The 23,263-nt window shown below is 71.0% G+C and carries 20 protein-coding genes; 14 read left to right on the forward strand and 6 right to left on the reverse strand.

Going from position 1 to position 23,263, the window contains the following annotated elements; all coding sequences use genetic code 11:
* Positions 1–129 precede the first annotated feature (129 nt).
* The 3 genes from ACFWW9_RS38910 to ccrA are packed head-to-tail and all read right to left on the reverse strand — an operon-like array spanning position 130 to position 3,212.
* Entirely contained in the window at positions 130–624 is a 495-nt protein-coding gene (locus ACFWW9_RS38910) for a GNAT family N-acetyltransferase (RefSeq protein WP_390387556.1), read from the reverse strand.
* 1 nt (position 625) lies between these two features.
* Positions 626–1,837 (reverse strand): chromosome segregation protein, encoded by a 1,212-nt coding sequence (locus ACFWW9_RS38915; protein ID WP_390387557.1) that lies wholly within the window; start codon positions 1,835–1,837, stop codon positions 626–628.
* Positions 1,838–1,880: 43 nt separating this feature from the next.
* Complete coding sequence (gene ccrA / locus ACFWW9_RS38920; RefSeq protein WP_390387559.1) at positions 1,881–3,212, reverse strand: crotonyl-CoA carboxylase/reductase; 1,332 nt, start codon at positions 3,210–3,212, stop codon at positions 1,881–1,883.
* A 177-nt stretch (positions 3,213–3,389) separates the two neighbouring features.
* Between ccrA and ACFWW9_RS38925 the strand changes: the two genes are divergently transcribed.
* The gene (locus ACFWW9_RS38925) at positions 3,390–3,749 is read left to right on the forward strand and encodes an SPW repeat protein (RefSeq protein WP_390387560.1); all 360 of its coding nucleotides are present in this window, start codon (positions 3,390–3,392) and stop codon (positions 3,747–3,749) included.
* A 67-nt stretch (positions 3,750–3,816) separates the two neighbouring features.
* Positions 3,817–4,371 carry a TetR/AcrR family transcriptional regulator gene (locus ACFWW9_RS38930; RefSeq protein ID WP_390387561.1) on the forward strand — a complete coding sequence of 185 codons (555 nt, stop codon included), beginning with the start codon at positions 3,817–3,819 and terminating at the stop codon, positions 4,369–4,371.
* On the opposite strand, the gene mce is transcribed toward ACFWW9_RS38930, so the two are convergent.
* Positions 4,368–4,820: a methylmalonyl-CoA epimerase gene (mce, locus tag ACFWW9_RS38935; protein ID WP_390387563.1), complete on the reverse strand. Its 453-nt coding sequence runs from the start codon at positions 4,818–4,820 to the stop codon at positions 4,368–4,370. The genes ACFWW9_RS38930 and mce overlap by 4 nt on opposite strands.
* Positions 4,821–4,939: 119 nt before the next feature.
* On the opposite strand from mce, the gene ACFWW9_RS38940 reads away from it, so the two are divergent.
* From ACFWW9_RS38940 to ACFWW9_RS38965, 6 genes are all read left to right on the forward strand, one after another.
* Entirely contained in the window at positions 4,940–6,127 is a 1,188-nt protein-coding gene (locus tag ACFWW9_RS38940; protein ID WP_390387564.1) for an acetyl-CoA C-acetyltransferase, read from the forward strand.
* Between the two features lie 3 nt (positions 6,128–6,130).
* On the forward strand, positions 6,131–7,096 hold the full coding sequence (gene meaB, locus ACFWW9_RS38945) for a methylmalonyl Co-A mutase-associated GTPase MeaB (RefSeq protein WP_390387566.1): 966 nt from the start codon (positions 6,131–6,133) through the stop codon (positions 7,094–7,096).
* An 83-nt stretch (positions 7,097–7,179) separates the two neighbouring features.
* Positions 7,180–7,605 (forward strand): pyridoxamine 5'-phosphate oxidase family protein, encoded by a 426-nt coding sequence (locus tag ACFWW9_RS38950; RefSeq protein ID WP_390387568.1) that lies wholly within the window; start codon positions 7,180–7,182, stop codon positions 7,603–7,605.
* Positions 7,606–7,689: 84 nt separating this feature from the next.
* Positions 7,690–9,396, forward strand: a complete 1,707-nt coding sequence (locus tag ACFWW9_RS38955) for a GAF domain-containing sensor histidine kinase (RefSeq protein WP_390387569.1) — start codon at positions 7,690–7,692, stop codon at positions 9,394–9,396.
* 9 nt (positions 9,397–9,405) lie between these two features.
* Positions 9,406–10,059, forward strand: coding sequence for a response regulator (locus ACFWW9_RS38960; RefSeq protein WP_390387570.1), 654 nt, complete (start codon positions 9,406–9,408; stop codon positions 10,057–10,059).
* A gap of 101 nt (positions 10,060–10,160) precedes the next feature.
* On the forward strand, positions 10,161–13,262 hold the full coding sequence (locus tag ACFWW9_RS38965) for an amidohydrolase family protein (RefSeq protein WP_390387572.1): 3,102 nt from the start codon (positions 10,161–10,163) through the stop codon (positions 13,260–13,262).
* A gap of 41 nt (positions 13,263–13,303) precedes the next feature.
* Here the strand turns inward: ACFWW9_RS38965 and ACFWW9_RS38970 are convergent, their stop codons facing one another.
* Positions 13,304–14,881: an alpha/beta hydrolase gene (locus tag ACFWW9_RS38970; RefSeq protein ID WP_390387573.1), complete on the reverse strand. Its 1,578-nt coding sequence runs from the start codon at positions 14,879–14,881 to the stop codon at positions 13,304–13,306.
* Between the two features lie 180 nt (positions 14,882–15,061).
* On the opposite strand from ACFWW9_RS38970, the gene ACFWW9_RS38975 reads away from it, so the two are divergent.
* Positions 15,062–16,033, forward strand: coding sequence for a hypothetical protein (locus tag ACFWW9_RS38975; protein WP_390387574.1), 972 nt, complete (start codon positions 15,062–15,064; stop codon positions 16,031–16,033).
* 7 nt (positions 16,034–16,040) lie between these two features.
* Here ACFWW9_RS38975 and ACFWW9_RS38980 read toward each other — a convergent pair whose 3' ends face one another.
* On the reverse strand, positions 16,041–18,335 hold the full coding sequence (locus tag ACFWW9_RS38980) for a GH92 family glycosyl hydrolase (protein WP_390387584.1): 2,295 nt from the start codon (positions 18,333–18,335) through the stop codon (positions 16,041–16,043).
* Positions 18,336–18,479: 144 nt separating this feature from the next.
* Here ACFWW9_RS38980 and ACFWW9_RS38985 point away from each other — a divergent pair, with 144 nt between their 5' ends.
* The 5 genes from ACFWW9_RS38985 to ACFWW9_RS39005 are packed head-to-tail and all read left to right on the forward strand — an operon-like array spanning position 18,480 to position 23,231.
* A complete protein-coding gene (locus tag ACFWW9_RS38985) occupies positions 18,480–19,463 on the forward strand; it encodes a LacI family DNA-binding transcriptional regulator (RefSeq protein ID WP_390387576.1) in 984 nt (327 codons plus the stop codon).
* Entirely contained in the window at positions 19,460–20,467 is a 1,008-nt protein-coding gene (locus ACFWW9_RS38990) for a class I mannose-6-phosphate isomerase (protein WP_390387578.1), read from the forward strand. Before ACFWW9_RS38985 ends, ACFWW9_RS38990 begins: the two co-directional genes overlap by 4 nt.
* Positions 20,468–20,478: 11 nt before the next feature.
* On the forward strand, positions 20,479–21,243 hold the full coding sequence (locus tag ACFWW9_RS38995; protein ID WP_390387580.1) for an ATP-binding cassette domain-containing protein: 765 nt from the start codon (positions 20,479–20,481) through the stop codon (positions 21,241–21,243).
* Positions 21,240–22,238, forward strand: a complete 999-nt coding sequence (locus tag ACFWW9_RS39000) for an ABC transporter permease (RefSeq protein WP_390387582.1) — start codon at positions 21,240–21,242, stop codon at positions 22,236–22,238. Before ACFWW9_RS38995 ends, ACFWW9_RS39000 begins: the two co-directional genes overlap by 4 nt.
* 9 nt (positions 22,239–22,247) lie before the next feature.
* Positions 22,248–23,231, forward strand: coding sequence for an ABC transporter substrate-binding protein (locus ACFWW9_RS39005; RefSeq protein ID WP_390387583.1), 984 nt, complete (start codon positions 22,248–22,250; stop codon positions 23,229–23,231).
* The last annotated feature ends 32 nt before the right edge of the window (positions 23,232–23,263 follow it).

Below are 23,263 nucleotides of genomic sequence, written 5' to 3' on the forward strand. Positions count from 1 at the left end.
GGGGCCCCTTTTTTTTTTTGCCGCCCCCCCATTTATTTTCAGTCGCTGGCTGATTTTCCAGCCTTGACAAGACGAAAAAGGGTGGGATAATTGGCGCAATCGGGGGTTAGCCCCCAAACACCGGATACTTCACACGCGCCGGTAGAGAACCATGTCCTCATACTCTCCAACAACCACGAACCCCAACTTCTCAGCCACCCGCTGAGAAGACTTGTTGTCCGGATCCGTCAAAACCACCACAGGCCACTCCGGCCGCTCCGAATCAGCCCACGCGATCGCCGCCCGAGCCATCTCCGTCGCATACCCACGCCCCCAATGGGCAGGCGTGAACCGGTAGAACAGGTTCAACGACCGCTCCCCGTGCACCAAGTGGGTGCGCACGCCACCGAACCCGATCACCTCACCGCCCAACTCGACGGCCCAGTACCCGATCCCGTCCTCAGCCCACCGCCGCCGCCACTCCACCATCTGGATCACCGTGTAGAACGGCGTGGGCGGCCCACCGGGGTTGTAGAGGTTGGTCTCCGGATCCCCCATGATCTCCAACGCGTGCCCCAAATCCTCGAGCACGACCCGCCGCAGCACCAGCCGCTCGGTGTGAACAAGGTCCGGAGCCGAAGTCATGTCAACTCTTGGCGGCAGGCGCCTTAGCCGACGCCGACGCCGAACCCGCGCCCGAACCTGAACCCGCAGGCGTGGGCTTGGCCAAATCCACCGTCTCCCCAACCGGCACAGGCCGCACCTGGGTAACCGCCTCCGAAGCAACCGAAGCAGAAGCAACCGGAGCCGGAGCAGAAGGACCAGCAGCAGGCAACGCCGCCGAAGCCGCAGCCTCCTTCTCCACCTCCAACGGCTCCAACAACGGCGCGATGTCGTGCAACGCCGTCCGAGCGCTCCGCAACTGCTGCGCCAACCCGTTCCTCAGCTTCGTCAACGCGTCAACCTGCTGGGTAGCGGCCGTGATCCGCCGGTTGGCCTCTTCGGTCGCTTCCCGCACCCGCCGATTGGCCTCGTCCGTGGCTTCCTGCACCCGAGCAGTGGCTTCGCTCACCGAGTCGTGCCGACGCCGGTTCGCTTCCTCCGTCGCCTCCCGCACCAACCGCTGAGCTTCCGCGTTGCTCGCGGCTTGCTCCTGCGCAATCTGCGTCCGGATCCGCGTCGCTTCTTCCTGCGACTCCCGCAACCGCCGGTCCGCTTCGGCCTTGCTCGACGCCTCGGTCTCCGCGAGCGTCTTCATCGACTCGACCCGCCGAGCCGCCATCGCGATCTCGAAGTCCTCTTCCACGGTCAGCCGACGCTGCTCCGCCTTCTCCACCACCAGCGCGGCGGCGGCCTTCGCGGCTTCGTCGACCTTCTCCGCCTCGGCGCGCGCCTTCTCCAGGACGCCCCTGTGCTCGGCTTCCATGTCGGCGCGCCGCTGGTCCAGTTCCGTGATCAGCTTCTCGTACCGGGTGCGCAGCACACCGGCTTCGCCCTCGGCCTTGGTGCGGATGTGCCCGCCCTCGGCCTCGGCGCGCGCCTTGATCTCGTTGGCCTCTTCCTGGGCCAGGCGCAGCATTCGCTGCAGCCGTTCGCTCAGGCCTTCCAGCGTGGTCGGCGGCATCGAGAGCCGTTCGACCTGCCCCCGCATCTCCGCCACCTCGGATCGGGCGGCCTCGAGTTGGCGGGCGAGGTCGTTGGTCTGCGACACCGCGGCGTCCCGGTCGGCAGCCAGCAGCCGGAGGTCCGAGTCGAGCCGTTCGAGGTGGTCCTCGACCTGGCCCTTGTCGTACCCCCGCTTGGCGATGTCGAAGCCGGATCCCAGCGGGACGAGGTCACGATCGTCGGCGAGGCCCATGCCCCCCACGCTACCCGTTAGTGGTGTTCCAGGGGCACCCCGGCTACACGCCGCGGAACCGGTTGATGGCGGTCAGGTGCGTCGCCCGCAGGGCGTGGTCGCGGACGCCGAGGCCCTCGGTCGGGGCCAGGCAGAGCACGCCCACCTTGCCCTGGTGCGCGTTGCGGTGGACGTCGTGCGCCGCTTGTCCGGTTTCCGCCAACGAGTACACCTTGGACACTGTGGGGTGCACCTTCCCCTTGGCGACCAAGCGGTTCGCCTCCCACGCCTCGCGGTAGTTCGCGAAGTGCGAGCCGACGATCCGCTTGAGGCTCATCCACAGGTACCGGTTGTCGTACTGGTGCAGGAACCCGCTCGTCGAGGCGCAGGTGACGATCGTGCCGCCCTTGCGGGCCACGAACACGCTGGCGCCGAACGTCTCGCGGCCGGGGTGCTCGAACACGATGTCCGGGTCGTCGCCGCCGGTCAGCTCGCGGATCCGCGCGCCGAACCGCTTCCACTCCTTGGGGTCCTGCTCGTGCTCGTCCTTCCAGAACCGGTAGCCCTCGGCGCTGCGGTCGATGATCAGCTCCGCGCCCATCGAGCGCACCAGCTCCGCCTTCTCCGGGCTGGACACCACGCAGATCGGCGTGGCGCCGCCGTTGAGCGCGAACTGCGTGGCGTAGGAACCCAAGCCCCCGGACGCGCCCCAGATCAGCACGGTGTCGCCCTGCTTCATGTTCGCGCCGTTGGCGGACACCAACTGCCGGTACGCGGTCGAGTTGACCAGGCCGGGCGAGGCGGCCTCCTCCCACGTGAGGTGGTCGGGCATCGGCATGAGCTGGTTGGACTTCACCAGCGCCAGTTCGGCGAGGCCGCCGAAGTTCGTCTCGAAGCCCCAGATCCGCTGCTCCGGGTCGAGCATCGTGTCGTTGTGCCCGTCGGCGTGCTCCAGCTGCACGTCCAGGCAGTGGGCGACCACGCGGTCGCCGGGCTTCCACGCGTTCACGCCGGGGCCGGTGCGCAGCACGACGCCCGCCAGGTCGGAGCCGACCACGTGGTAGGGCAGGTCGTGCTTGAGCGAGAGCGGCGAGGACTTCCCGTAGCGCTTGAGGAACCCGAAGGTCGACATCGGCTCGAAGATCGACGTCCACACGGTGTTGTAGTTGATGGCGCTGGCCATCACCGCGACGAGCGCTTCGCCGGGACCGAGTTCCGGGGTCGGCACCTCGTCGAGGTGCAGCGACTTTCGCGGGTCCTTGTCCTTGGTGGCGAGGCCCTCGAACATGCCCGTCTCGTCCTCGTGCACCGTGATCCCGCGGTACGTCGTGGGCACGGGCAGGGACTCGATGGCGTCGAGGTCGTCGGCCAGGATCGCGTCGAGGATCTTCTGCACGGCGTGTCCTCCCAATCGTGTTCAACGGGCTGAAGTCGCTGGAAGCAGCACGTTACCGACGAGTAACCGATTCAGACGGCCCGACTGTGAGGCAGGGCACCGAAAGAGTGTTTGACCGGGCGGCCAACCAAGCGCACCCTGGAGGTATCCCTTCGAAGGGCATGGAGGTTGAGGACCATGAACAAGGCTTGGACCCGGTGGCAGGACTGGACCGAAGTGGTGATCGGCGTGCTGGTGGCGCTGACCCCGACGGTCGCGGACACCAGCACCGGAGTGGTGTGGACCATGATCGTGCTCGGCGCGCTGATCGCGATCGACGGTCTGGTTTCGCTCGGGTCGCCCGCGATGGTCGCCACCGAGTGGTTCCAGATCGTGCTGGGCGTCCTGCTGTTCATCTCGCCGTTCGTGATCGGGTACACCGACCTGACCGGCGCCGCGTGGACGTCGTGGGTCGCCGGTGTGCTGACCGTCGTGGCGGGGGCCGTCGCGGTCCCGGCCGCGAACACGGCGCACTCGGGGCTGGCGGGCCAGCACTGACCCGTTGACAACTCGGGCCCACGACCTCGACCGGTCGTGGGCCCCTTCGCGCACCAGGAGGTCCGGCATGGCCACCGACGAACCCGCCAGGGAACGCATCCTCGTCGCCGCGGAGGCGTTGTTCGCCGAACTCGGCTTCGACGCCACGCCGACCTCGCGGATCGCCGAGCGCGCGGGCGTGCCCAAGGGGCTCGTGCACTACTACTTCACCCGCAAGCACGACCTGCTGACCGCGCTCGTGCTGCGGCTGCCCACGGGCGTCGTCGACCCCGACGAGGTCGTGGTCGCCGGGGACGTCGCCGCGAGCCTCGGCAAGCTCGTCGCCGTGCTGGACGCCCGGCTCGACGCGTCGCCGCTGCTCTCGCACCTGCTGTGGCGCGAGGCGGACACGCACCCGGACGTCCGCGACGCGCTGCACGAACGGCACCGCGCGGTGGTCGGCCAGGTCCGCGAGGTCATCCTCGCCGCGGGCGGCCCGGCCGTGGCCGACAAGGACGTGGACAGCGCCGCCGCGCTGGTGGCGCTGGCCGTGAGCTACCGGCACTCCGTCGCCCGGCACAACCCCGACGGCGACCGGCTGATGGACCGCGAACTCGCGTTCGTGGCGGGCGCCCTCGCCTAGTGCTGGGAGTCCTCGGCGGGCTCCACGAGCTCGATCAGCACGCCGCCCGCGTCCTTCGGGTGCACGAAGTTGACCCGGCTGTTCGACGTGCCGCGGCGGGCCTGCTCGTAGAGCAGCCGCAGGCCCTTGGCGCGCAGCGCGTCGGCCGCGGCGTCCACATCGGACACCCGGTAGGCGAGTTGCTGGAGGCCGGGGCCGGAGCGGTCGATGAACTTGGCGATCGTCGACGCCTCGTTCAGCGGCGCGAGGAGCTGCACGGCGGTGCCGGTGCCGTCGTCGCCGGGCGCGCGCAGCATCGCCTCGCGGACGCCCTGCTCCTCGTTCACCTCGCTGTGCGCCACCTCAAGGCCGAAGTTGTCGCGGTGGAACGCGATGGCGACGTCGAGGTCCGGCACGGCGATGCCGACGTGGTCGATGGCGGTGACGAGACCGCGGAGTGCTTCCTGCATCGCCCCAGGGTAGTGACGGAATCGGTGCAGCGGCAGTTGTGCGGCGCCTCACAGGGGTACCGATCGGTAACCCTGGGTATCGTGTGAAGTTAACGCTCGCTCACCTCCTGGAGGCTCTTGTGTCCGGTTCCGTCATCGTCGCCGGTGCCCGTACCCCGATGGGCAGGCTGCTCGGGCAGCTCAAGGACTTCTCCGGCGCGCAGCTCGGCGGCGTCGCGATCAAGGCGGCGCTCGAGCGCGCCGGTGTCGCCCCCGAGCAGGTGCAGTACGTGATCATGGGCCAGGTGCTGACCGCGGGCGCGGGCCAGATCCCCGCCCGCCAGGCCGCGGTCGCCGCGGGCATCCCGATGACCGTGCCCGCGCTGACGATCAACAAGGTGTGCCTGTCGGGCGTGGACGCCATCGCGCTCGCCGACCAGCTCATCCGCGCGGGCGAGTTCGACATCGTCGTGGCCGGTGGCCAGGAGTCGATGACCCAGGCGCCGCACCTGCTCCAGAAGTCGCGCGGCGGCTTCAAGTACGGCGACGTGACGATGATCGACCACATGGCCAACGACGGCCTGTTCTGCGCGTTCGACCAGGTCGCGATGGGCGCGTCCACGGAGAAGTACAACGGCCGCTACGAGCTGACCCGCGAGCAGCAGGACGCGTTCGCCGCCCGGTCGCACCAGCGCGCCGCCGCCGCGATCGAGAAGGGCCTGTTCGCCGAGGAGATCGCGCCGGTGAGCATTCCGCAGCGCAAGGGCGACCCGGTGCTCGTGAGCACCGACGAGGGCGTGCGGCCGGACACGACGGTGGACACGCTCGCCAAGCTGCGGCCCGCGTTCGCCGCGGACGGCACCATCACCGCGGGCTCGGCCTCGCCGATCTCCGACGGCGCCGCCGCCGTGGTCGTGATGAGCAAGGCCAAGGCCGAGGAACTGGGCCTGACCTGGCTCGCCGAGATCGGCGCGCACGGCGTCGTGGCCGGCCCGGACGCGAGCCTGCACGAGCAGCCGTCCAACGCCATCAAGGCCGCCTGCGCCAAGGAGGGCATCGACCCCGCCGACCTGGACCTCATCGAGATCAACGAGGCGTTCGCCGCCGTCGGCATCGTGTCGGCGCGGCAGCTCGGCGTCTCCGAGGACAAGGTCAACGTCAACGGCGGCGCCATCGCGCTCGGCCACCCGATCGGCATGTCCGGCGCCCGCATCGCGCTGCACCTGGCGCTGGAGCTGAAGCGCCGCGGCGGCGGTGTCGGCGCGGCGGCCCTGTGCGGTGGCGGCGGTCAGGGCGACGCGCTCGTCGTGCGGGTCCCTAAGGTCTGACGTGTGACGCGGACTGTTGAGGTATCCGACCTGGTCGACCGCGCGCGGGACGGACAGCCCCGCGCGGTCGCCAGGCTGATCTCGCTGGTCGAGGACGCGAGTCCGCAGCTGCGCGAGGTCGCCGAGGCGTTGGCCCCGCTGACCGGGCGGGCCCGCGTGATCGGCCTGACCGGTCCTCCCGGTGTCGGCAAGTCCACGTCGACGTCCGTGCTGGTCTCGGCGTTCCGCAAGCAGGGGCAGCGGGTCGGCGTGCTCGCGGTCGACCCGTCCTCCCCGTTCTCCGGCGGCGCGCTGCTCGGCGACCGGGTGCGGATGCAGGACCACGCCACCGACCCCGGCGTGTTCATCCGCTCCATGGCCACCCGAGGCCACCTCGGCGGCCTGTCGTGGGCCACGCCGCAGGCGTTGCGGGTGCTCGACGCGGCCGGGTTCGACGTCGTGCTGATCGAGACCGTCGGCGTCGGGCAGTCCGAGGTCGAGGTGGTGTCGCTCGCCGACACCACGCTGGTGCTGCTCGCGCCGGGCATGGGCGACGGCATCCAGGCCGCGAAGGCGGGCATCCTGGAGGTCGCGGACGTGTTCGTGGTGAACAAGGCCGACCGCGATGGCGCCGACGCGACCGCGCGCGACCTCAAGTACATGATCTCGCTCGGCAGGCGCGACCGCGAGGGCCCGTCGTGGCGGCCACCGATCGTGAAGACCGTGGCGGCCCGCGGCGAGGGCGTGGACGACGTCGTGGAGGCGGTCGACGCGCACCACGCGTGGATGACCGAGCACGGCGAGCTGGAGCGCAGGCGGGCCCGGCGCGCGGCGGGCGAGGTCGAGGCCATCGCCGTGGCCCGGCTCCGGTCGCGGATCGGTGACCTGCGCGGAGGCGTGGCGCTGGAGCAGCTGGCCAAGCGCGTTGCCATCGGAGATCTTGATCCCTACGCGGCGGCCGATCACCTGATCGAGGGGCTGCGGACCTAGGGCGGGCCTTCCGACTCTAGGCAGCGGTGGGGGATCGGCAGACGGTGGTGGTTCGCGCGCCACCCCCGTCGAGAGGTGCTTCAGTGGACTCCGCAGACGTGGATTCCGCGGGCATGGAAGTGCTTTCCCGCCAGGACTGCCTCGGACTGCTCGCCTCGGTCGCGATCGGCAGGCTGGTGTTCACCGATCGCGCACTGCCCGCCGTCCAGCCGGTGGCGTTCGTCCTGCACGAGGAGGACGTGGTCGTCCGGCTGGCCGAGGGGAGCCCGGCGCTGGCGGCCGGCGGCGCGATCGTGGCGTTCGAGATCGACAACCTCGCCCACGACCTCCGCGAGGGGTGGACGGTCACGGTCGTGGGCCACGCGCACGAGGTCCGCGACCCCGAGTGGCTGGGCAGGCTGGCCGAGCTGAAGTTGCCGTCCCGTGGCCAAGGCGCTACGGACCGCTACCTGGTCATCACGATCGAGGTGGTGACCGGCACCCGAATTCCCCTACCCCGCCAGGGCTGATCCGGTGAAACAGGGGGTGCGCGCTCTCCCGTTGACTACGGAGAGGAGTTACCCTCGTCCCGTCCCCACGAAAGGGATGGTCACGTGCTCGGTTCGGGTGATGCCGTCGGTTCCGGCGAGACCGTCGGGTCGCGCCGTCCCGACGCGCACGCACTGCGACTGGACGGCCTGCTGCGCACGCTGACCGGGGGAACGGCCGAGGCCGCGGTCTCGCGGGACCGCCTGCACCTGCTGCTCGACGCGGTCGTGTCGCTGGCGAGCGACCTCTCCCTCCCCGACGTGCTGCGCCGCGTGGTCGAGTCCTCGTGCGGGCTGGTCGACGCCCGGTACGGCGCGCTCACCGTGGAGAGCCCCAACCACCGCCTGCTGGAGTTCACCTACGTCGGCTCGGACGGTGACGGGGGAGCCGACCGCGACGCGCTGCCCCGCGTGCGGCCCAAGCTCGACTCCTGCGCGGACGCCGGCCCGCCCGGCACCTACCTGCGGCTGCCCGTGCACGTGCGCGGCGACGTCTTCGGCCACCTCTACCTGACCGACAAGGAGGACGGCTCCGAGTTCACCGACGTGGACGCGGAGGTCGTCGCGGCCGTCGCCGCCGCCGCGGGCATCGCGATAGAGAACGCCCGCCTCTACGGCCAGACCCGGCAGCGCGAGGTGTGGCACCGCGCGTCGAACGAGGTCACGCTCGCCCTGCTGTCCGGCGTCTCCGGCCGGGACGCGCTCAACCAGGTCGCCGCGCAGGCCCGCGGCGCGGCGGACGGGATCGTGGCGGCGCTCGTGCTGCCGGACAACCGGGGTGAACTGGTGCTGGAGGTCGTCGACGGGATCCTCGGCAGGCACGCGCTGGGCTTCACCGTGCCGTCGGCCGCCGTCGCGTGGGAGGTCTTCTCGACCGGGCGGCCCATGGTGGTCGACAACCTGGCCGTGGACGGCCCGTGGCCCGCGGACGTGAACCCGCGCCTGGTCGAGGACTTCGCCAAGGTGGGCCCGATCGTGCTGGTGCCGATGGCCGCGGGCGACCGCGTGCTCGGCGTGCTGATGGTCGCCCGGCCGCGCGGGCACCACGCGTTCGACGCCGCGGACGTGGAGCTGGTCGAGTCGTTCGCCTCGCAGGCCGCGCTGGTGCTGGAGTTCACCCGAGCCCAGGAGGACAGCAGGCGGCTGGCGATCCTGGAGGACCGCGACCGCATCGCGCGCGACCTGCACGACCTGGTGATCCAACGGCTGTTCGGCCTCGGGCTGGGGTTGCAGGGCCTCAACGGCACGGTGCGCCAGCCGATGGTGGCGGCCCGGCTGGCCGGGTTCATCGAGGAGGTCGACCACACCATCCGCGAGATCCGCCGCACCATCTTCTCCCTGCACGAGCCGCCCAGCGGCGGCATCAGCCTGCGCGGCCAACTGCTGCGCGCGGTGCGGGAGTCCGCGCGGCTGCTGGGGTTCGAGCCGACCGTGGCGCTGGACGGGCCGCTGGACTCGGTCGTCCCGGACCCCGTCCGGCCGGACCTGCTGGCGAGCCTGCGCGAGGCGCTGGCCAACGCCGCCCGGCACGCGGGCGCGACCTCGGTGTCGGTGTCCGTGTCGGTCGACCGCGCGGCCACGGCGTTGGAGATGGTCGTGCGCGACAACGGCAAGGGCCTGCCCGAGCGGCTGGTCCGGCACAGCGGTGGACTGGTCAACATGTCCGCGCGCGCCGACCGGTGGTCCGGCCGGTGCGCGGTCGACTCCGAACCCGGCCGGGGCGTGTCCGTGGTCTGGTCGGTTCCCTTGGTCCAGCACTACGACTTCGGCTAGGAGGCGGATATGGCGATCACCGTGCTGCTGGTGGACGATCACGAGATCGTTCGTCGCGGTTTGCAACAGCTGCTGGCCGTCGAGGCCGACATCACCGTCGTCGGCGAGGCGGACACGGCGGCCGCGGCCGTGGCCGCCGCCCCGGTGCTCAAGCCGGACGTCGTGATCATCGACGTGCGGCTGCCGGACGGCAACGGCGTGACCGTGTGCCGGGAGATCCGCTCGACGACGCAGCCGCCGCCCGCGTGCCTGATGCTCACGTCGTACTCCGACGACGAGGCCCTGTTCGGCGCGATCATGGCGGGCGCGGCGGGGTACATGCTCAAGCAGGTGTCCGGCAACGACCTGGTCGCCGCCGTGCGCACGCTGGCGGCGGGCGGGTCGCTGCTGCACGCGGGCGTGACCGCGACCGTGCTGCAACGGCTGCGCAGCGGGCCGGAGGAGGACCCGCGCTACGCGACGCTGAGCCCGCAGGAGCGGCGGATCCTGGACCTGATCGCCGAGGGGCTGACGAACCGGCAGATCGCGCATCGGCTGTACCTGGCGGAGAAGACGGTGAAGAACTACGTGTCGTCGCTGCTGCACAAGCTCGGCTTCGACCGCCGCACCGAGGCGGGGGTGTACGCGGCCCGCAGGCGGGACAGCGGGGGCGCCGCCAGGTGAGACGGCTCGGTTCGGCCATGTGGGGCCGATAATCGAGGCTTGACGTGTCAACCTGGGTACGGTGGCCGGTGGATCACCATCGACCGTCTCGGGGGACTGACATGGATTCTGATCACTTCGGCCTGAGCCGCCGCGGCCTCTTCCGCGGGGCCGCCGTCCTCGGCGGGGCCGCGCTCGTCGGCACTCCCGCCCGCGCGTCGGCTGGCCAGGAATCGGCCTCCGGCCACCGCTTCACCGCCCGCGAGGGCACGGGCATCTCGTCCTCGCTCTCGCCGGACGGCAAGCTCGTCGCGATCGACCTCTACACGGCGATCTGGGTGCTGCCCGCGGGCGGCGGCCGGGCCCGCAGGCTCACCGGCGACGACCAGGACGCCACCCGCCCGCACTTCTCGCCGGACTCGAAGACACTGGTCTTCCAGTCCTACCGCGACGGCAACTACCACCTGTGGACCATCGGCGCGGACGGTCAGGGCTTGCGGCAGGTGACCACCGGCCTCAACGACCACCGCGAGCCCCGGTTCTCCCCGGACGGCTCGCGGATCGTGTTCAGCAGCGACGTCGGCGGCAGCTACAACCTGTGGACGCTCGACCTGCGCACGGGCCAGCAGACCCAGTTGACCAGCACCGACGCCGACGAGGCCGAGCCGAACTGGTCACCGGACGGCACCCGCGTGGTGTGCACGGTCGACGGGACCGCGATCGACGCCGTCGACCTCGCGGGCGGCAGGCAGCGCTTGGTGGAGCCGGTCGCGGACACCCGCTTCTTCGGGCCGGGGTACTCACCCGACGGCAGGCTGACCTACACGACCCTGCGCGGGGCCGTGACGGAGGTCGTCGTGGACGGCCGGGCCGTGACCGAGGGCGAGGACCTGTTCGGCTTCGCCGTCGACTGGGCGGGCGCGAGCACGATCGTCTACACCGCCGACGGCGGCCTGCGCACCCGTGACCTGGTGTCCGGCACGAAGACGGCGACCGCGTTCGACGCGACCGTCGACTACCGGCGGCACGAGAACCGCCGGGTGAAGCGGGACGTGTCCTCGCGCGCCGCCCAGCCGGTGCGGGGGATCGCGGGCCCGGTGCTGTCGCCGGACGGGAGGTCCGTGGCGTTCCGGGCGCTCAACGCGCTGTGGCTGCTGCCCGTGGGCGGCAGGCCGCGCAAGGTCGTGGACGACGGGTTCTTCAACTCCGACCCCGACTGGCACCCCGACGGCCGGTCGCTGGTGTACGCGAGCGACCGCTCCGGCACCGCCGCGCTGTGGCGGCACGACGTGGCGACCGGCGCGCAGACCCGGCTCACGACGTTGCCGGGCGCGCAGATCACCCCGCGCTGGTCGCCGGACGGGACCAAGATCGCCTACCAGGACGCGGACGGCGCTACCTGGGTGTTCGACGTCGCCGCCGGCACGGCCGCGAAGCTGCTGCCCGCGCTGTTCCAGCCCGGCCGCCCGACCTGGTCGGCAGACGGCGGGACGATCGCGCTGGCGGCGGTGAAGCCGTTCAGCAAGCGGTTCCGCGAGGGCACCAGCCAGATCCTCACGGTCGGGCTGGCCGACGGGGTCGTCCGCTACACCGAGCCGATGCCGTTCAAGTCCCTGTCCACCAGGGGTGACGACGGGCCGGTGTGGTCGCCGGACGGCAGGTGGCTCGCGTTCGTCGTGGAGAGCGTCCTGTGGGTCGTGCCGGTCGACGCCCGAGGGGTGTTCACCGGCGAGCCGAGGCAGCTCACCCGCGAGGCGAGCGACGCGCCGTCGTGGAGCGGCGACTCGAAGACGCTGCTGTACCTGAACAACGGCCGGTTGAAGCTGATCGGCCTGGACGGCGGCCACGCCCGGCCGGTCGAGCTGCCGCTGACGTGGACCCGCTCGCGGCCGCGCGGTCGGACGGTCGTGCGGGCCGGGGCGCTGTGGGACGGCAAGAGCCAGGCGTTGCGGCGCGACGTCGACGTGGTCATCGACGGCGACCGGATCGTGGGAGTGCACGACCGCCGCGACTGGGCCGGGCTGTCGGTCGTGGACGCCTCCGGCCTCACGGTGATGCCGGGCCTGATCGACGCCCACAACCACTGGCACCTGCGCGGACGGCAGTGGGGTGACCGCCAGGGAAGGCTGTGGCTGTCCTACGGCATCACCACCACCCGCTCGCCCGGCGACCCGGCGTACCAGATGCTGGAGACCAGGGAGGCGCTCGACTCGGGCGCGCGCGTCGGCCCGCGGTACTTCGCCACCGGCGAGGCCGTGGACGGCGGCCGGGTCTACTACAACTTCATGCGCCCCACCCGCGGCGAGGACCAGCTCGCGCTGGAGCTGTCACGGGCCGTGGAGCTGGACTACGACATGATCAAGACCTACGTGCGGCTGCCGGTCGCGTCGCAGCGCAAGGTCGTGGACCTGGCCCACCGCAAGGGGATGCCGCTCAGCTCGCACTACCTGTACCCGGCGGTCAACGTCGGCATGGACGGCATGGAGCACGTCGGCGCCACCAACCGGCTCGGCTACTCGCACACGACCAGCAGGCTCGGCCGCAGCTACCAGGACGTGACCGGGCTGTTCGCCGCGTCGGGCATGTCGGTCACGCCGACCCTGTTCCACTCGGCGATCCTCTACGCCGACGACCACTCGCTGCTGGACGACCCGCGCACCAAGGCCCTGCTGCCGCCGTGGGAGTACGCCCGGTTCGCGCAGAAGGTCGCCGACGCCGCCAAGGACACCCCCGCCAACCAGCTCTCCCAGGCCGCCCTGCCGGGGTGGGTGGGGATGCTGCTGGCCGTCCACCGCGCGGGCGGGTTCGTCATCTCCGGGACCGACGCGCCGCTGGACGACGTGGCGCTGAGCCTGCACCAGAACCTGCGGGCGATGGTCCGCCACGGGTTCACCCCGCACGAGGCCCTCACCACCGCGACCCGCAACCCCGCCCGCTGGCTCGGCCTCGCCGACCAGCTCGGGACCGTGGAGGCGGGCAGGCTGGCGGACCTCATCGCCGTGCAGGGCGATCCGCTCGCGGACGTCAAGGCGGCCGCTGCCGTGCGGATCGTCGTCACCGGCGGTGTGGCCCGCCGGGTCGAGGACCTGGCCGGACCGTTCACCAGGAGTCCCGCGACCGCCGCCGTCTCGCTGAAGGCGGGCGGCGTGGACTACCCGAGCGCCGACCCCGACCTGTTCTGGTGGCACGGCGAGTCGGAGTCCGACGTCCACTACTGCCACTGACGGGAGGGAGGGGACCCCGGCGGCCGAGGTCCCCTCCGCCTTCACTTCAGCAGGTCCGCGTACCGCTCCAACGGGTTGCCCACGGGGTGGGCCACCTGCGCGGACAGGCTCGCGGTCGGGTCGGGCAGCGGCACGCCCGCGCACGTCGAGTCGCGCGGCGGCACGACGCCGTCGACGATGAACGCCTCCACGACCCGGTCCACGCACGGGTTGCCGAACGCGTAGATGCCGTGGTCGCCCTCGTCCGTGACGGTCAGCATCCGCGAACCGGCGAACTTCTGGTGCGCCCGCTGCGCGCCTTCCAGCGGTGTCGCCGGGTCGCGCACCGACTGCACCATCAGGATCGGCGGCACGCCCCGGCCGGTCGGCGTCTTGAGCTGCAACGGCGGCCGGTCCCAGAACGCGCAGGGCGCGGCGACGACGTACGAGCCGATCAGCGGGTAGAGCGCGCCCTGCCTGCCGGACTCGCGGACGAGGTAGTCGCGGTCGCCGCGGAACGGGGTGTCGTTGCAGATGATCGCGTGCAGGGTGCCGTTCGGCGCGTCGGCGAACCGGCCCAGCGCCGCGGGCGAGCCCTGCCTGTCGACCACGATCCGCCGGAGCTGGGAGAACTGCTCGGCGGCCGCCGGGAAGTTGTACTTCGAGTACTGCGCCTGGAACAGGAACAGGTCGAACAGCATCGGCGTGAGCACCGTGTCGTCCGGGAGCGTCAGCGGGTTCGCGGCGAGCTTGGCGCGGATGTCCTCGTAGTTGAGCCGCACGGCCTCACCGGTCGTGCCGAGGTGGTAGAGCGAGTCGTACTTCGCCACCCACGGCAGGAAGTCGGTGCGGAACCGGCGCTCGAAGCCCATGCCGAACGCGCCGAAGATCGTCTGGAACGTCGAGGTGAACTCGGTGTTCGAGTCGATCACGAACTTGCCGACGCGCTGCGGGAAGTAGGTCGCGTAGTACGCGCCCATCCAGCTGCCGCCGGAGTAGCCGATCCAGTTGATCCGGTCGCGGCCGAGCAGGTGGCGCAGCAGGTCCAGGTCCTTGACGGTCTGCTCGGTGTTGACGACCTTGCCGAACTCGCCGGAGCTGGTCTGGCACGCCCGCGCCTGCTGCTCCGCGGTGTCGAAGAGGAGCTTCAGGTTGGCCCGACTGCGGTCGCGCGGGTCGGTGAGCCCGAGCCAGTCGTAGCCGCCGCAGGTCACGTTCGTGCTGGCACCGGTGCCGCGGACGTCGATGCCGATGATCTCCTGGTCGGCCAGGAGCTTCGGCTGGCCGAGGAACGCCAGCGGCAGGGTGCGGCCCGGACCGCCCGGTCCACCGGGGTTGGTGAAGACGCTGCCCTTGGCCTCGCCGGAAGTGGGGCGCAGGCGGCTGACGGCGATGGTGATGTCCTTGCCCTGCGCGGGCCGCCGCCAGTCCTGCGGCGCTTGGTAGGAGCCGCACTCGAGGCGTTCGCCGCCCGGCGGCAGGCCCTCGGGTGGGTTGGTCGGGTCGAAACAGGGTGCCCAGGTGATCTGCTGGGCGAGGTAGCGGGTCGGGGCTTCCTTGGCCTCCTGCGCTTGGGCCGGGAGGCTGCCGCCCACCAGCGTCGCGATCAGCGCTACCACCGTCAGTGGTGCTCTTCGCATCGATCCCCCTCAGAATGTGCGAGCCCCCACCTCATCGGGCCGGTGAGGTCCGCCACAACCGCCGAAAGTCGAAGCCCGCTGAGCCCGAAGGACTACGCCATTTCCCACGGGGACGACCTGGGCAGGTCAGCTCCGGGTAAGTACTGTCGTGGGGTGGGGATCTTTCGAAGGAAGCGCCCGGTGGCGGTCGCCCGCGAAGTGATCAGGGATCACACCTACGACGACCCGATCGTGGACATCGCGGCCGAGGAGATGGACGCGGGGCACCTGCGCGCGGCCACGACCGTGCTCGCCGAGTGCCGCGACCAGCCCGAGCTGCGCGCGTTGCGGCTCGAAGTGCTGCGGGACCACGCCGTGGGGCACGCGGACGAGCTGCTGGAACTCGCCAAGGGCGCGTCGGATCCCGATCTTTGGCTGCTGGCCGGGGCTTCGTTCATCGGCGAGGCCTGGGCGGTGCGGGGGACCGGCCGGGCCGACGACATCGGCGAGGACCGGTTCAAGATGTTCTTCGCGACGCTGCGGAAGGCCGTCGCCCCGTTGCACGAGGCCGCAAATCTGCTGCCGCGCGACGCGGTGCCGTGGGCGCAGCTGCAGACGACCGGGATGGGCTTGCAGGTCGACCGCGGGCAGAAGGACGAGGTCTGGCGGGAGATCGTCGCCCGGTGCCCCACGCTGTACCCGGCGCACTGGGTGCGCGCGCAGATCCTCGCGCCGAAGTGGGGCGGGTCCACCGAGGAGATGATGGCGTTCGCCAAGGGCAGCGTGGACGCCGCCGCCCCCGGCGACCCGGTGGTGGCCATGTTGCCGCTGGCGCACTTCGAGGTGTTCCTGGAGCGGTTCGCCGAGGCCGTGCAGTCGCGCAGCGCGCTGAAGGTCGCGTCGTTGAAGATGCGGTACTTCGGGAAGGTGCACGACGAGATCGCCGAGGCCGCCGACAAGTGGGACATCGCCGTGCCGCGGGCGCACCCCCGTGCGTTGCAGGCGCACAACCTGTTCGCGGCCGCCTTCGCGCTGGCGGACGACGGGCCACGGGCCAAGCGGCACCTGCTCGGGATGCGCGACCACGTGCACGACATCCCGTGGACCTACGTCGCCTACCTGGCCTCGGACGTGGAGAAGGAGTACTCGGAGCTGGCCAACAAGTACCTGTGAGCGGTGCTCACGCGGGATCGCCGTGGGTGGTCGCCCAGGTCGCGTCGGCCGGGTCCGCGGTCAGGGTGAAGTCGAGCGCCATCCCGGCGCGCAGCTCCTCCAGGTCCAGCCGCGCCTCGTTCCGGGGCGTCCCGTTCGCGGTCAGGCCGTGCACGTACTGCAAAACCCCCGGATTCGCTCCGGCGGCGGTGACGACCAGGTCCGAGCCGTTCGGCAGGTGGACCACCGCCCGTTCGTACCGCGGGGCGTGGAGGAGGAACCGGCCGGTTCCCGGCACCACGGGGTACAGGCCCAGTGCGCTCAGCACGTACCACGCGGACATCTGGCCCAGGTCGTCGTTGCCCGTCACCCCGGCGGGGTCGTCGACGAACAGCGTGTGCGCCGCCCTGACCACCGCCGAGGTCTTCCACGGCTGCCCCATGAGCACGTACATCCACGGCGAGTGCAGGTCGGGCTCGTTGTTCGGGTTGTACCTGAACTGGTTGTAGTACTCGTAAGCGCCCACGACCCACTTGGTCCGGGCGGTCCCGGCCGGGTCGTCCACCAGGTCCGGGTAGGCGAAGAAGTCGTCCAGGCGGGCCGTCGCCGCCGCGCTGCCGCCCAGCCGCTCCACCAGGCCGGGCACGTCGTGCTGGACCAGCCACTGGTACTGCCACGCCGTGCCCTCGTGGAAGCCGTCGTCGCCCTGCGGGGTGAACGACGGCAGCCAGCCGCCGCCGGCGACCTTCGGGCGGGGGAAGCCGGTGAAGCCCCGGTCGGTCACGGTCGCGTCCCACAGGGTCCGGTAGTTCAGGGCTCGTTCCCGGAGCACGACCGCGTCGGCGGCGTGGCCCAGCGCCTCGGCCATGATCGCCAGGGAGGCGTCGGCCAGGGCGTACTCGAACGTCGCCGAGGCGCCGTGGTGCGGGTCCACGTCCTGGCCCTTGCGGGGGAAGTCCTTGTCGTACTGGACGAAACCGTGCGCCAGGTAGCTGGGGTTGCCCGCCCGGCCGCTGAACTTCGACGACGCCGCGGGCACGCCCGAGGCGTTCTGCCACAGCGCTTGGTAGGCCTCCTCCTCCATGCCCTCCAGGGCTCCGAACCGCCAGAGGTCCACGAGGAACGGCGTCACGGGGTCGCCGGTCATCGTGTTGGTCTCCTGGTTGGCGTACGCCCAGCGCGGCAGCCAGCCGCCCTGGGCGTGGATCGCCAGCAGGGACCGGGCGATGTCCTTCGCCCGGTCGGGGCGCAGGAGGGCCAGCAGTTGGTTGTGGCCCCGGTAGGTGTCCCACAGGGAGAAGTACTCGTGGTAGGTCCAGCCGTCCGCCACGTGGACCTGGCCGTCGAAACCGCGGTACCGGCCGTCGACGTCGTTGCCCGTCAACGGTTGCAGCAGCACGTGGTAGAGCGCGGTGTAGAAGACGGTTCGGTCCACAGCGGACTCGGTCTGGATCTCCACGGACCCGAGTTCGGTGCGCCAGGCCTCTTCCGCCGCCTCCCGCAGGGCGTCGAAGGACTTGCCCTTGGCCTCCGCCAGGTTGCGGGCCGCGCCCTCGGGGTCCACTTGGGACAGTGCGGTGGCGGCGGTGACCGGGCCGGGGCTGAACGTCACCCAGGCGCCGCGCAGGCCGGACGCGCCGGACGCCCCGCCCCACGTGCCGGAGGTGGTGAACGGGCGGTCGAACGTGGTCGTGAAGTGCGTGACGTACGGCTTCCCGCCGCAGAACGCCTGCGCGGTGATCGTGCCGGTGATGGTCCGGTCGTCCAGGACGCGGACGGCGCTGGCGAACACCGGTTCCTTGTCGTTGGCCTGGCCGACGTTCACCAGGACCGTGCCCGCCGCGCCGTCCGGGAAGGTGAAGCGCTCGACGCCGCAGCGCAGGGTCGCGGTGCACTCGACGGTGATGCCGCCCGCCAGGGTGACGCGGTAGTAGCCGGGCTTGCCTACCTCGCTGTCGTGGGAGTACTTCGCGCCGTAGACCTTGTGGTCGAACACCCGCGGCGGGCCGCCGAGGACCGGCAGGATCGACACCAGGCCGCCCTGCTCCCAGCAGCCCGCCCCGGAGAGGAAGAAGTGGCCGAAGCCGCGGATCACCGGGTCGTCGTAGTGGTAGCCCGCGTAGTGGGAGCCGATCGGGCTCGACTGGGCCTTGCCGAACGGCAGCGAGGCTCCGGGGAACGTGTTCCCGTCGTCCTTCGTCCCGATGAACGTGTTCACGGCCGCCAGGGGTGAGGTCATCCGTCGATTATCCGGGCCGGGGTCGCACTGGGCGGGTTGACAGCGTTGTCCACGGCTGGGCGCACCACTCGGTCTGGTGCGGATGGGTGCTTGACCTGCTTGACCGGTACCGAACCGTTGACAGGAGGCGTCTGATCGGTGTGAAATGCCGCCACTATGACAACGTTGTCCGCGAGTGGTGCGCCTGCCGTGGCGAGCGCCGCCGGCCGCAAGGTGCGTCGCGCGACCATGAACGACGTCGCGCGGCTGGCCGGTGTCAGCATCAAGACCGTGTCCCGTGTCGTCAACGACGAACCCGGCGTGCACCCGGCCACCGCCGAGCGGGTGCTGGCGGCCATCGACCAGCTCGGCTTCCGGCGCAACCTGAGCGCCCGCAACCTCCGGCGCGGGTCCTCGACGGGGACGATCGGGTTGGTGCTGGAAGACGTCGCGAACCCGTTCTACTCCGGTGTCACGCGCGCCGTCGAGGAGATCTCCCGGCTGCGGGGGCGCCAGGTGATCACCGGCTCCTCCGACGAGGACCCCGCCCGCGAGCGCGAGCTGGCGCTGGAGTTCTGCTCGCGCCGGGTCGACGGGCTGCTGATCGTGCCCGCCGGGTTGCAGCACGGGTACCTGGTGCCGGAGATGCGCGCGGGCACGCCCGTGGTGTTCCTGGACCGGCCCGCGGGCGACGTGGTCGCGGACACCGTCCTGGTCGACAACATCGGCGGGACCATCGAGGCCGTGTCGCACCTGGCCGCGCACGGGCACCGGCGGATCGCGTTCCTCGGCGACGCGCCGGACATCTTCACCGCCAACGAGCGCCTGCGCGGGTACCGCGAGGGGTGCGTGCGATCCGGGGTCGGCTACCAGGAGGACCTGGTGGTCATGGGGCCGCACGACGAGCGCAGCATCGCGGCGGCGCTGCACCGGCTGCGCGGGTTCCGCGAGCCGCCGACGGCGCTGGTGACCGGCAACAACCGGATCACCGTGTACGTGCTGCGCGCGCTCGCCGGGTCCGTCGACCGGCCCGCGCTGGTCGGCTTCGACGACTTCGAGCTGGCCGACCTGCTCTCCCCACCGGTGAGCGTGATCGCGCACGACGCGAGCGCGCTCGGCAAGGCCGCCGGTGACCTCCTCTTCGCCCGTTTGGACGGCGACAGCTCGCCACCGCGCCGCGTCGTGCTGCCGGTGCGCTTGGTACCACGTGGATCAGGGGAGGTTCGTGCGTGAGCTCCGGTGACAGGCCTGTCGTACTACCGGCCAACCAGCCCAAGCAGTTCTACCGGGGTGGCGCGTCGATAGCCGCGTTGAGGGGCGACGAGTCGGCCGACTTCGGACCGGAGGACTGGGTCGCGTCCACGACGACGCTCTACGGTCGGGACGACGCCGGGCTCTCGACGCTGCCGGACGGGACGCTGCTGCGCGACGCCGTGGCCGCGGACCCGGTCGCGTGGCTGGGGGAGCGGCACGTCGCCGAGTTCGGCGCGGACACCGCCCTCCTGGTCAAGCTCCTCGACGCCGGCCAGCGCCTCCCGGTGCACTGCCACCCGTCGAACGAGTTCGCCGCCGCGCACCTGAACTGCCGCCATGGCAAGACGGAGTCGTGGATCGTCGTCGGCACCACCGGTGACGAGCCGACCGTCTACATCGGATTCCGCGACGACATCTCGCCCGAGCAGCTGGAGGGGTGGGTCGCGCGGCAGGACAACGTTGACATGCTCGCCGCCCTCAACCCGGTGCGGGTGAAGGCGGGCGACACGGTCTTCGTGCCCGCCGGACTGCCGCACGCCATCGGCGAGGGCGTCTTCATCGTGGAGCTCCAGCAGCCGACGGACTTCTCCGTCACGCTGGAGTGGGAGGGCTTCCTCGCCAACGCCGACATCGGCCACCTCGGGCTCGGCTACGACGCCGCGCTCGAGTGCGTGGACCACCACGGCTGGGCCAAGACCCTCGACACGCTCATCCGGCGCACGGCGGACGACACCGCCGAGGTGGTGCCCCTCTTCTCTGAGCAGGCCGACCCGTTCTTCCGGGCCGAGCGGCTCCAGGTGTCCGGCTCGCTGACCCTCGACGCGTCGTTCGCGGTGCTCGTGGTGCTGGCCGGTGAAGGCAAGCTCGGCGACGTGCCGCTGCGCAAGGGCAGCACCGTCGTCGTTCCGCACGGCGCTGGTGAGGAGGTGCTCAACGGTGAGCTCGTCGCGATCCGATGCAGGCCGCCGAGGGTGGACGGCTGAACGGGTGGTCCATGGCTGACCCGCTGCTGGAGGCCAAGGACCTGGTCAAGCACTACGGCAGCGTGGAAGCGCTGAGAGGGGCCTCGTTCACGGCGTTCGCGGGCGAGGTCGTGTCGCTCATCGGCGACAACGGCGCGGGGAAGTCCACACTGGTCAAGTGCCTGTCGGGCGTGGAGCGGGCCGATTCGGGCTCGCTCGCGTTCGGCGGCACGCCGGTGGTCCTGGACTCGCCCATCGCCGCGAGGGCGCTGGGGATCGAGACGGTCTTCCAGGACCTGGCGGTGGCCCCGGACCTCGATCCGGCGGCCAACCTGTACCTGGGCAGGGAACTCCGCAAACCCGGACTGCTGGGGATGCTGGGGGTGCTGGACAAGAAGGAGATGCGCAGGCGCGCCGTGGACTCGTTCGAGGACCTGGGCGTGACGCTGCAGAGCATCGACGTGCCCATCGGCTCGCTGTCCGGCGGGCAGCGGCAGAGCGTCGCGGTGGCCAGGTCGGTGGTGTGGGCCAGCAAGCTCGTCTTCATGGACGAGCCGACGGCCGCGCTCGGCGTCGTGCAGCGGGAACGCGTGCTGGACGTGATCCGGCGGGTCCGCGACCAGGGCATGGCCGTGGTGCTCATCAGCCACAACATGCCGGAGGTGCTGGCCGTGTCCGACCGCGTGGAGGTGCTGCGGCTGGGCAGGCGGGTCGCTCGGTTCCGGGCCGCCGACACCACCGTCGAAGAACTGGTCGGCGCCATGACCGGCGCACTGTCCCAGGAGGACGCCGGATGACCGAGCGCAAGCCGCTGCTCAAACGCCTGGTGGGCACCAACACCCTGTGGATCGCGTTGGTCCTGCTTCTTCTGATCGCGGTGTTCGGCGCGCTGCGCCCGGACGCCGTCCTGACCGTCTTCACCCTCCAGACCACGCTCGTGGAGACGGCCGTGCTGCTGGTGCTGGCCGTCGGCATGACGTTCGTGATCATCACCTCCGGCATCGACCTGTCGGTCGGGTCGGTGCTGGTCTTCTCCGGCGTCACCTCGGCCATGACGATGAACGCCCTCAGCGGTGGCGACGCCACGAAGGCGGGCTGGGGCGTGGTCCTCGTCGGCCTGCTGGTGGCGCTCGCCAGCGGGGCGGCGTGGGGGATCCTCAACGGGGTCCTCATCGCCAAGGCCAAGATCCCGCCGCTGATCGTCACGCTCGGCTCGTTCGGCGCGGCGCTGGGCGCGGGGCAGCTGATCTCCAACGGCTCCAACGTCAGCGGCGTCCCGAACGTCCTGAGCAACAACCTGGGCACCGGCACCACGTTCGGCGTCCCGAACCTCGTCATCCTCGCCGCGGTGGTCACGGCGGCGGGCGCGCTGCTGCTGGGCACCACCCGGTTCGGCAGGCACACCTACGCGATCGGCTCCAACGAGGAGGCCGCCCGCCGGGTCGGCATCTCGGTGACCCGGCACCTCATGACCGTCTACCTGTTGGCCGGTGTCCTGGCGGGGCTGGCCGGGTTCATGGCCATGGCGTACTTCCGGGTCGCGTCCATCACCGGTCACGACACCGACAACCTCAACGCCATCGCGGGCGTCGTCCTGGGTGGAACGTCCCTTTTCGGCGGTGCGGGCTCCATCGTGGGGACGATCTTCGGGGTTTTCATCCCCGCCGTGCTGCGCAAGGGTTTCGTGATCGTCGGCGTCAACGTTTACTGGCAGCCCATCGCGGTGGCGATCGTGCTCGTCGCCGCCGTCTGGTTCGACCAGTCCCGTCGCAAGGCACGTGATCAACGCTAGGAGCGGAACATGTCAACGAGGACAGTTCGCACGCTGGGTCTCATCGCCGCCGCGGCCCTGCTGACCGCTTGCGGCAGCAGCGGCCAGATCGGGGACTCCGGGGGGTCCGCCCCGACCGCCGCCAAGAAGATGGTGCTCATCCCCGGCGTCGCGGCGGAGCCGTTCTACATCTCCATGGAGTGCGGGTTCCGCGAGGCGGCCAAGGCGGCGGGCTACGAGGTGGACGTCCAGGCCCCGGCCAAGTTCGACGCCACCCTCCAGACGCCCATCGTCACCGGCGTGCTGGCGAACAAACCGGGCGCGGTGCTGATCGCGCCCACGGACGACAAGGCCCTCGCGGGCCCGATGAAGCAGCTCAAGGACGCGGGCATCAAGGTCGTCGAGGTCGACACCAAGCTCCAGGACACCTCGATCGCGGTGTCCAGCATCTCGTCCAACAACGAGCAGGGCGGCAAGAAGGCCGCCGAGACCCTGGCCCGGCTGGTGGGCGACAAGCAGGGGTCGGTGCTGGTGCTCAACACCAAGGCCGGGACGTCCACGACGGACGCCAGGGCCAAGGGCTTCGAGGACGCGATCAAGGCGTTCCCCAACCTGAAGTACCTGGGGCAGCAGTACACGGACAACGAACCGGACCAGGCGGCGTCGAAGGTCACGGCCACGCTGTCCTCCGACCCGGACCTGATCGGCGTCTTCGCCACCAACCTCAACACCGGTGAGGGCGCGGCCACCGGCCTGCGCAACGCCGGCAAGACCGGCGAGGTGAACCTGGTGGGCTTCGACGCCAGCCCCAAGCAGGTGCAGGACCTCCAGGCGGGCGTGGTGCAGGCGCTCATCGCCCAGGACCCGGCCACCATCGGCAAGACCGGCGTGGAGCAGGCCGTGGCGGCCATCGAGGGCAAGGAGGTCAAGCGGAACGTCGAGACGGACCTGGTGGCCATCACCAAGACCGACGCGGCGGGCAGCGAGAGGTACTTCTACAAGCAGGCCTGCTAGGACGGCGGTGGAAAGGCTACCCTAGGGGGGGC

Source organism: Umezawaea sp. NPDC059074 (assembly GCF_042738955.1).
Lineage (GTDB): Bacteria > Actinomycetota > Actinomycetes > Mycobacteriales > Pseudonocardiaceae > Umezawaea.

Coding starts and splice junctions, on each gene's coding strand:
- ACFWW9_RS38910 (WP_390387556.1), bottom strand. CDS start 624: ATGACTTCGGCTCCGGACCTTGTTCACACCGAGCGGCTGGTGCTGCGG.
- ACFWW9_RS38915 (WP_390387557.1), bottom strand. CDS start 1,837: ATGGGCCTCGCCGACGATCGTGACCTCGTCCCGCTGGGATCCGGCTTC.
- ACFWW9_RS38925 (WP_390387560.1), top strand. CDS start 3,390: ATGAACAAGGCTTGGACCCGGTGGCAGGACTGGACCGAAGTGGTGATC.
- ACFWW9_RS38930 (WP_390387561.1), top strand. CDS start 3,817: ATGGCCACCGACGAACCCGCCAGGGAACGCATCCTCGTCGCCGCGGAG.
- mce (WP_390387563.1), bottom strand. CDS start 4,820: ATGCAGGAAGCACTCCGCGGTCTCGTCACCGCCATCGACCACGTCGGC.
- ACFWW9_RS38960 (WP_390387570.1), top strand. CDS start 9,406: ATGGCGATCACCGTGCTGCTGGTGGACGATCACGAGATCGTTCGTCGC.
- ACFWW9_RS38965 (WP_390387572.1), top strand. CDS start 10,161: ATGGATTCTGATCACTTCGGCCTGAGCCGCCGCGGCCTCTTCCGCGGG.
- ACFWW9_RS38970 (WP_390387573.1), bottom strand. CDS start 14,881: ATGCGAAGAGCACCACTGACGGTGGTAGCGCTGATCGCGACGCTGGTG.
- ACFWW9_RS38985 (WP_390387576.1), top strand. CDS start 18,480: ATGAACGACGTCGCGCGGCTGGCCGGTGTCAGCATCAAGACCGTGTCC.
- ACFWW9_RS38995 (WP_390387580.1), top strand. CDS start 20,479: ATGGCTGACCCGCTGCTGGAGGCCAAGGACCTGGTCAAGCACTACGGC.
- ACFWW9_RS39000 (WP_390387582.1), top strand. CDS start 21,240: ATGACCGAGCGCAAGCCGCTGCTCAAACGCCTGGTGGGCACCAACACC.
- ACFWW9_RS39005 (WP_390387583.1), top strand. CDS start 22,248: ATGTCAACGAGGACAGTTCGCACGCTGGGTCTCATCGCCGCCGCGGCC.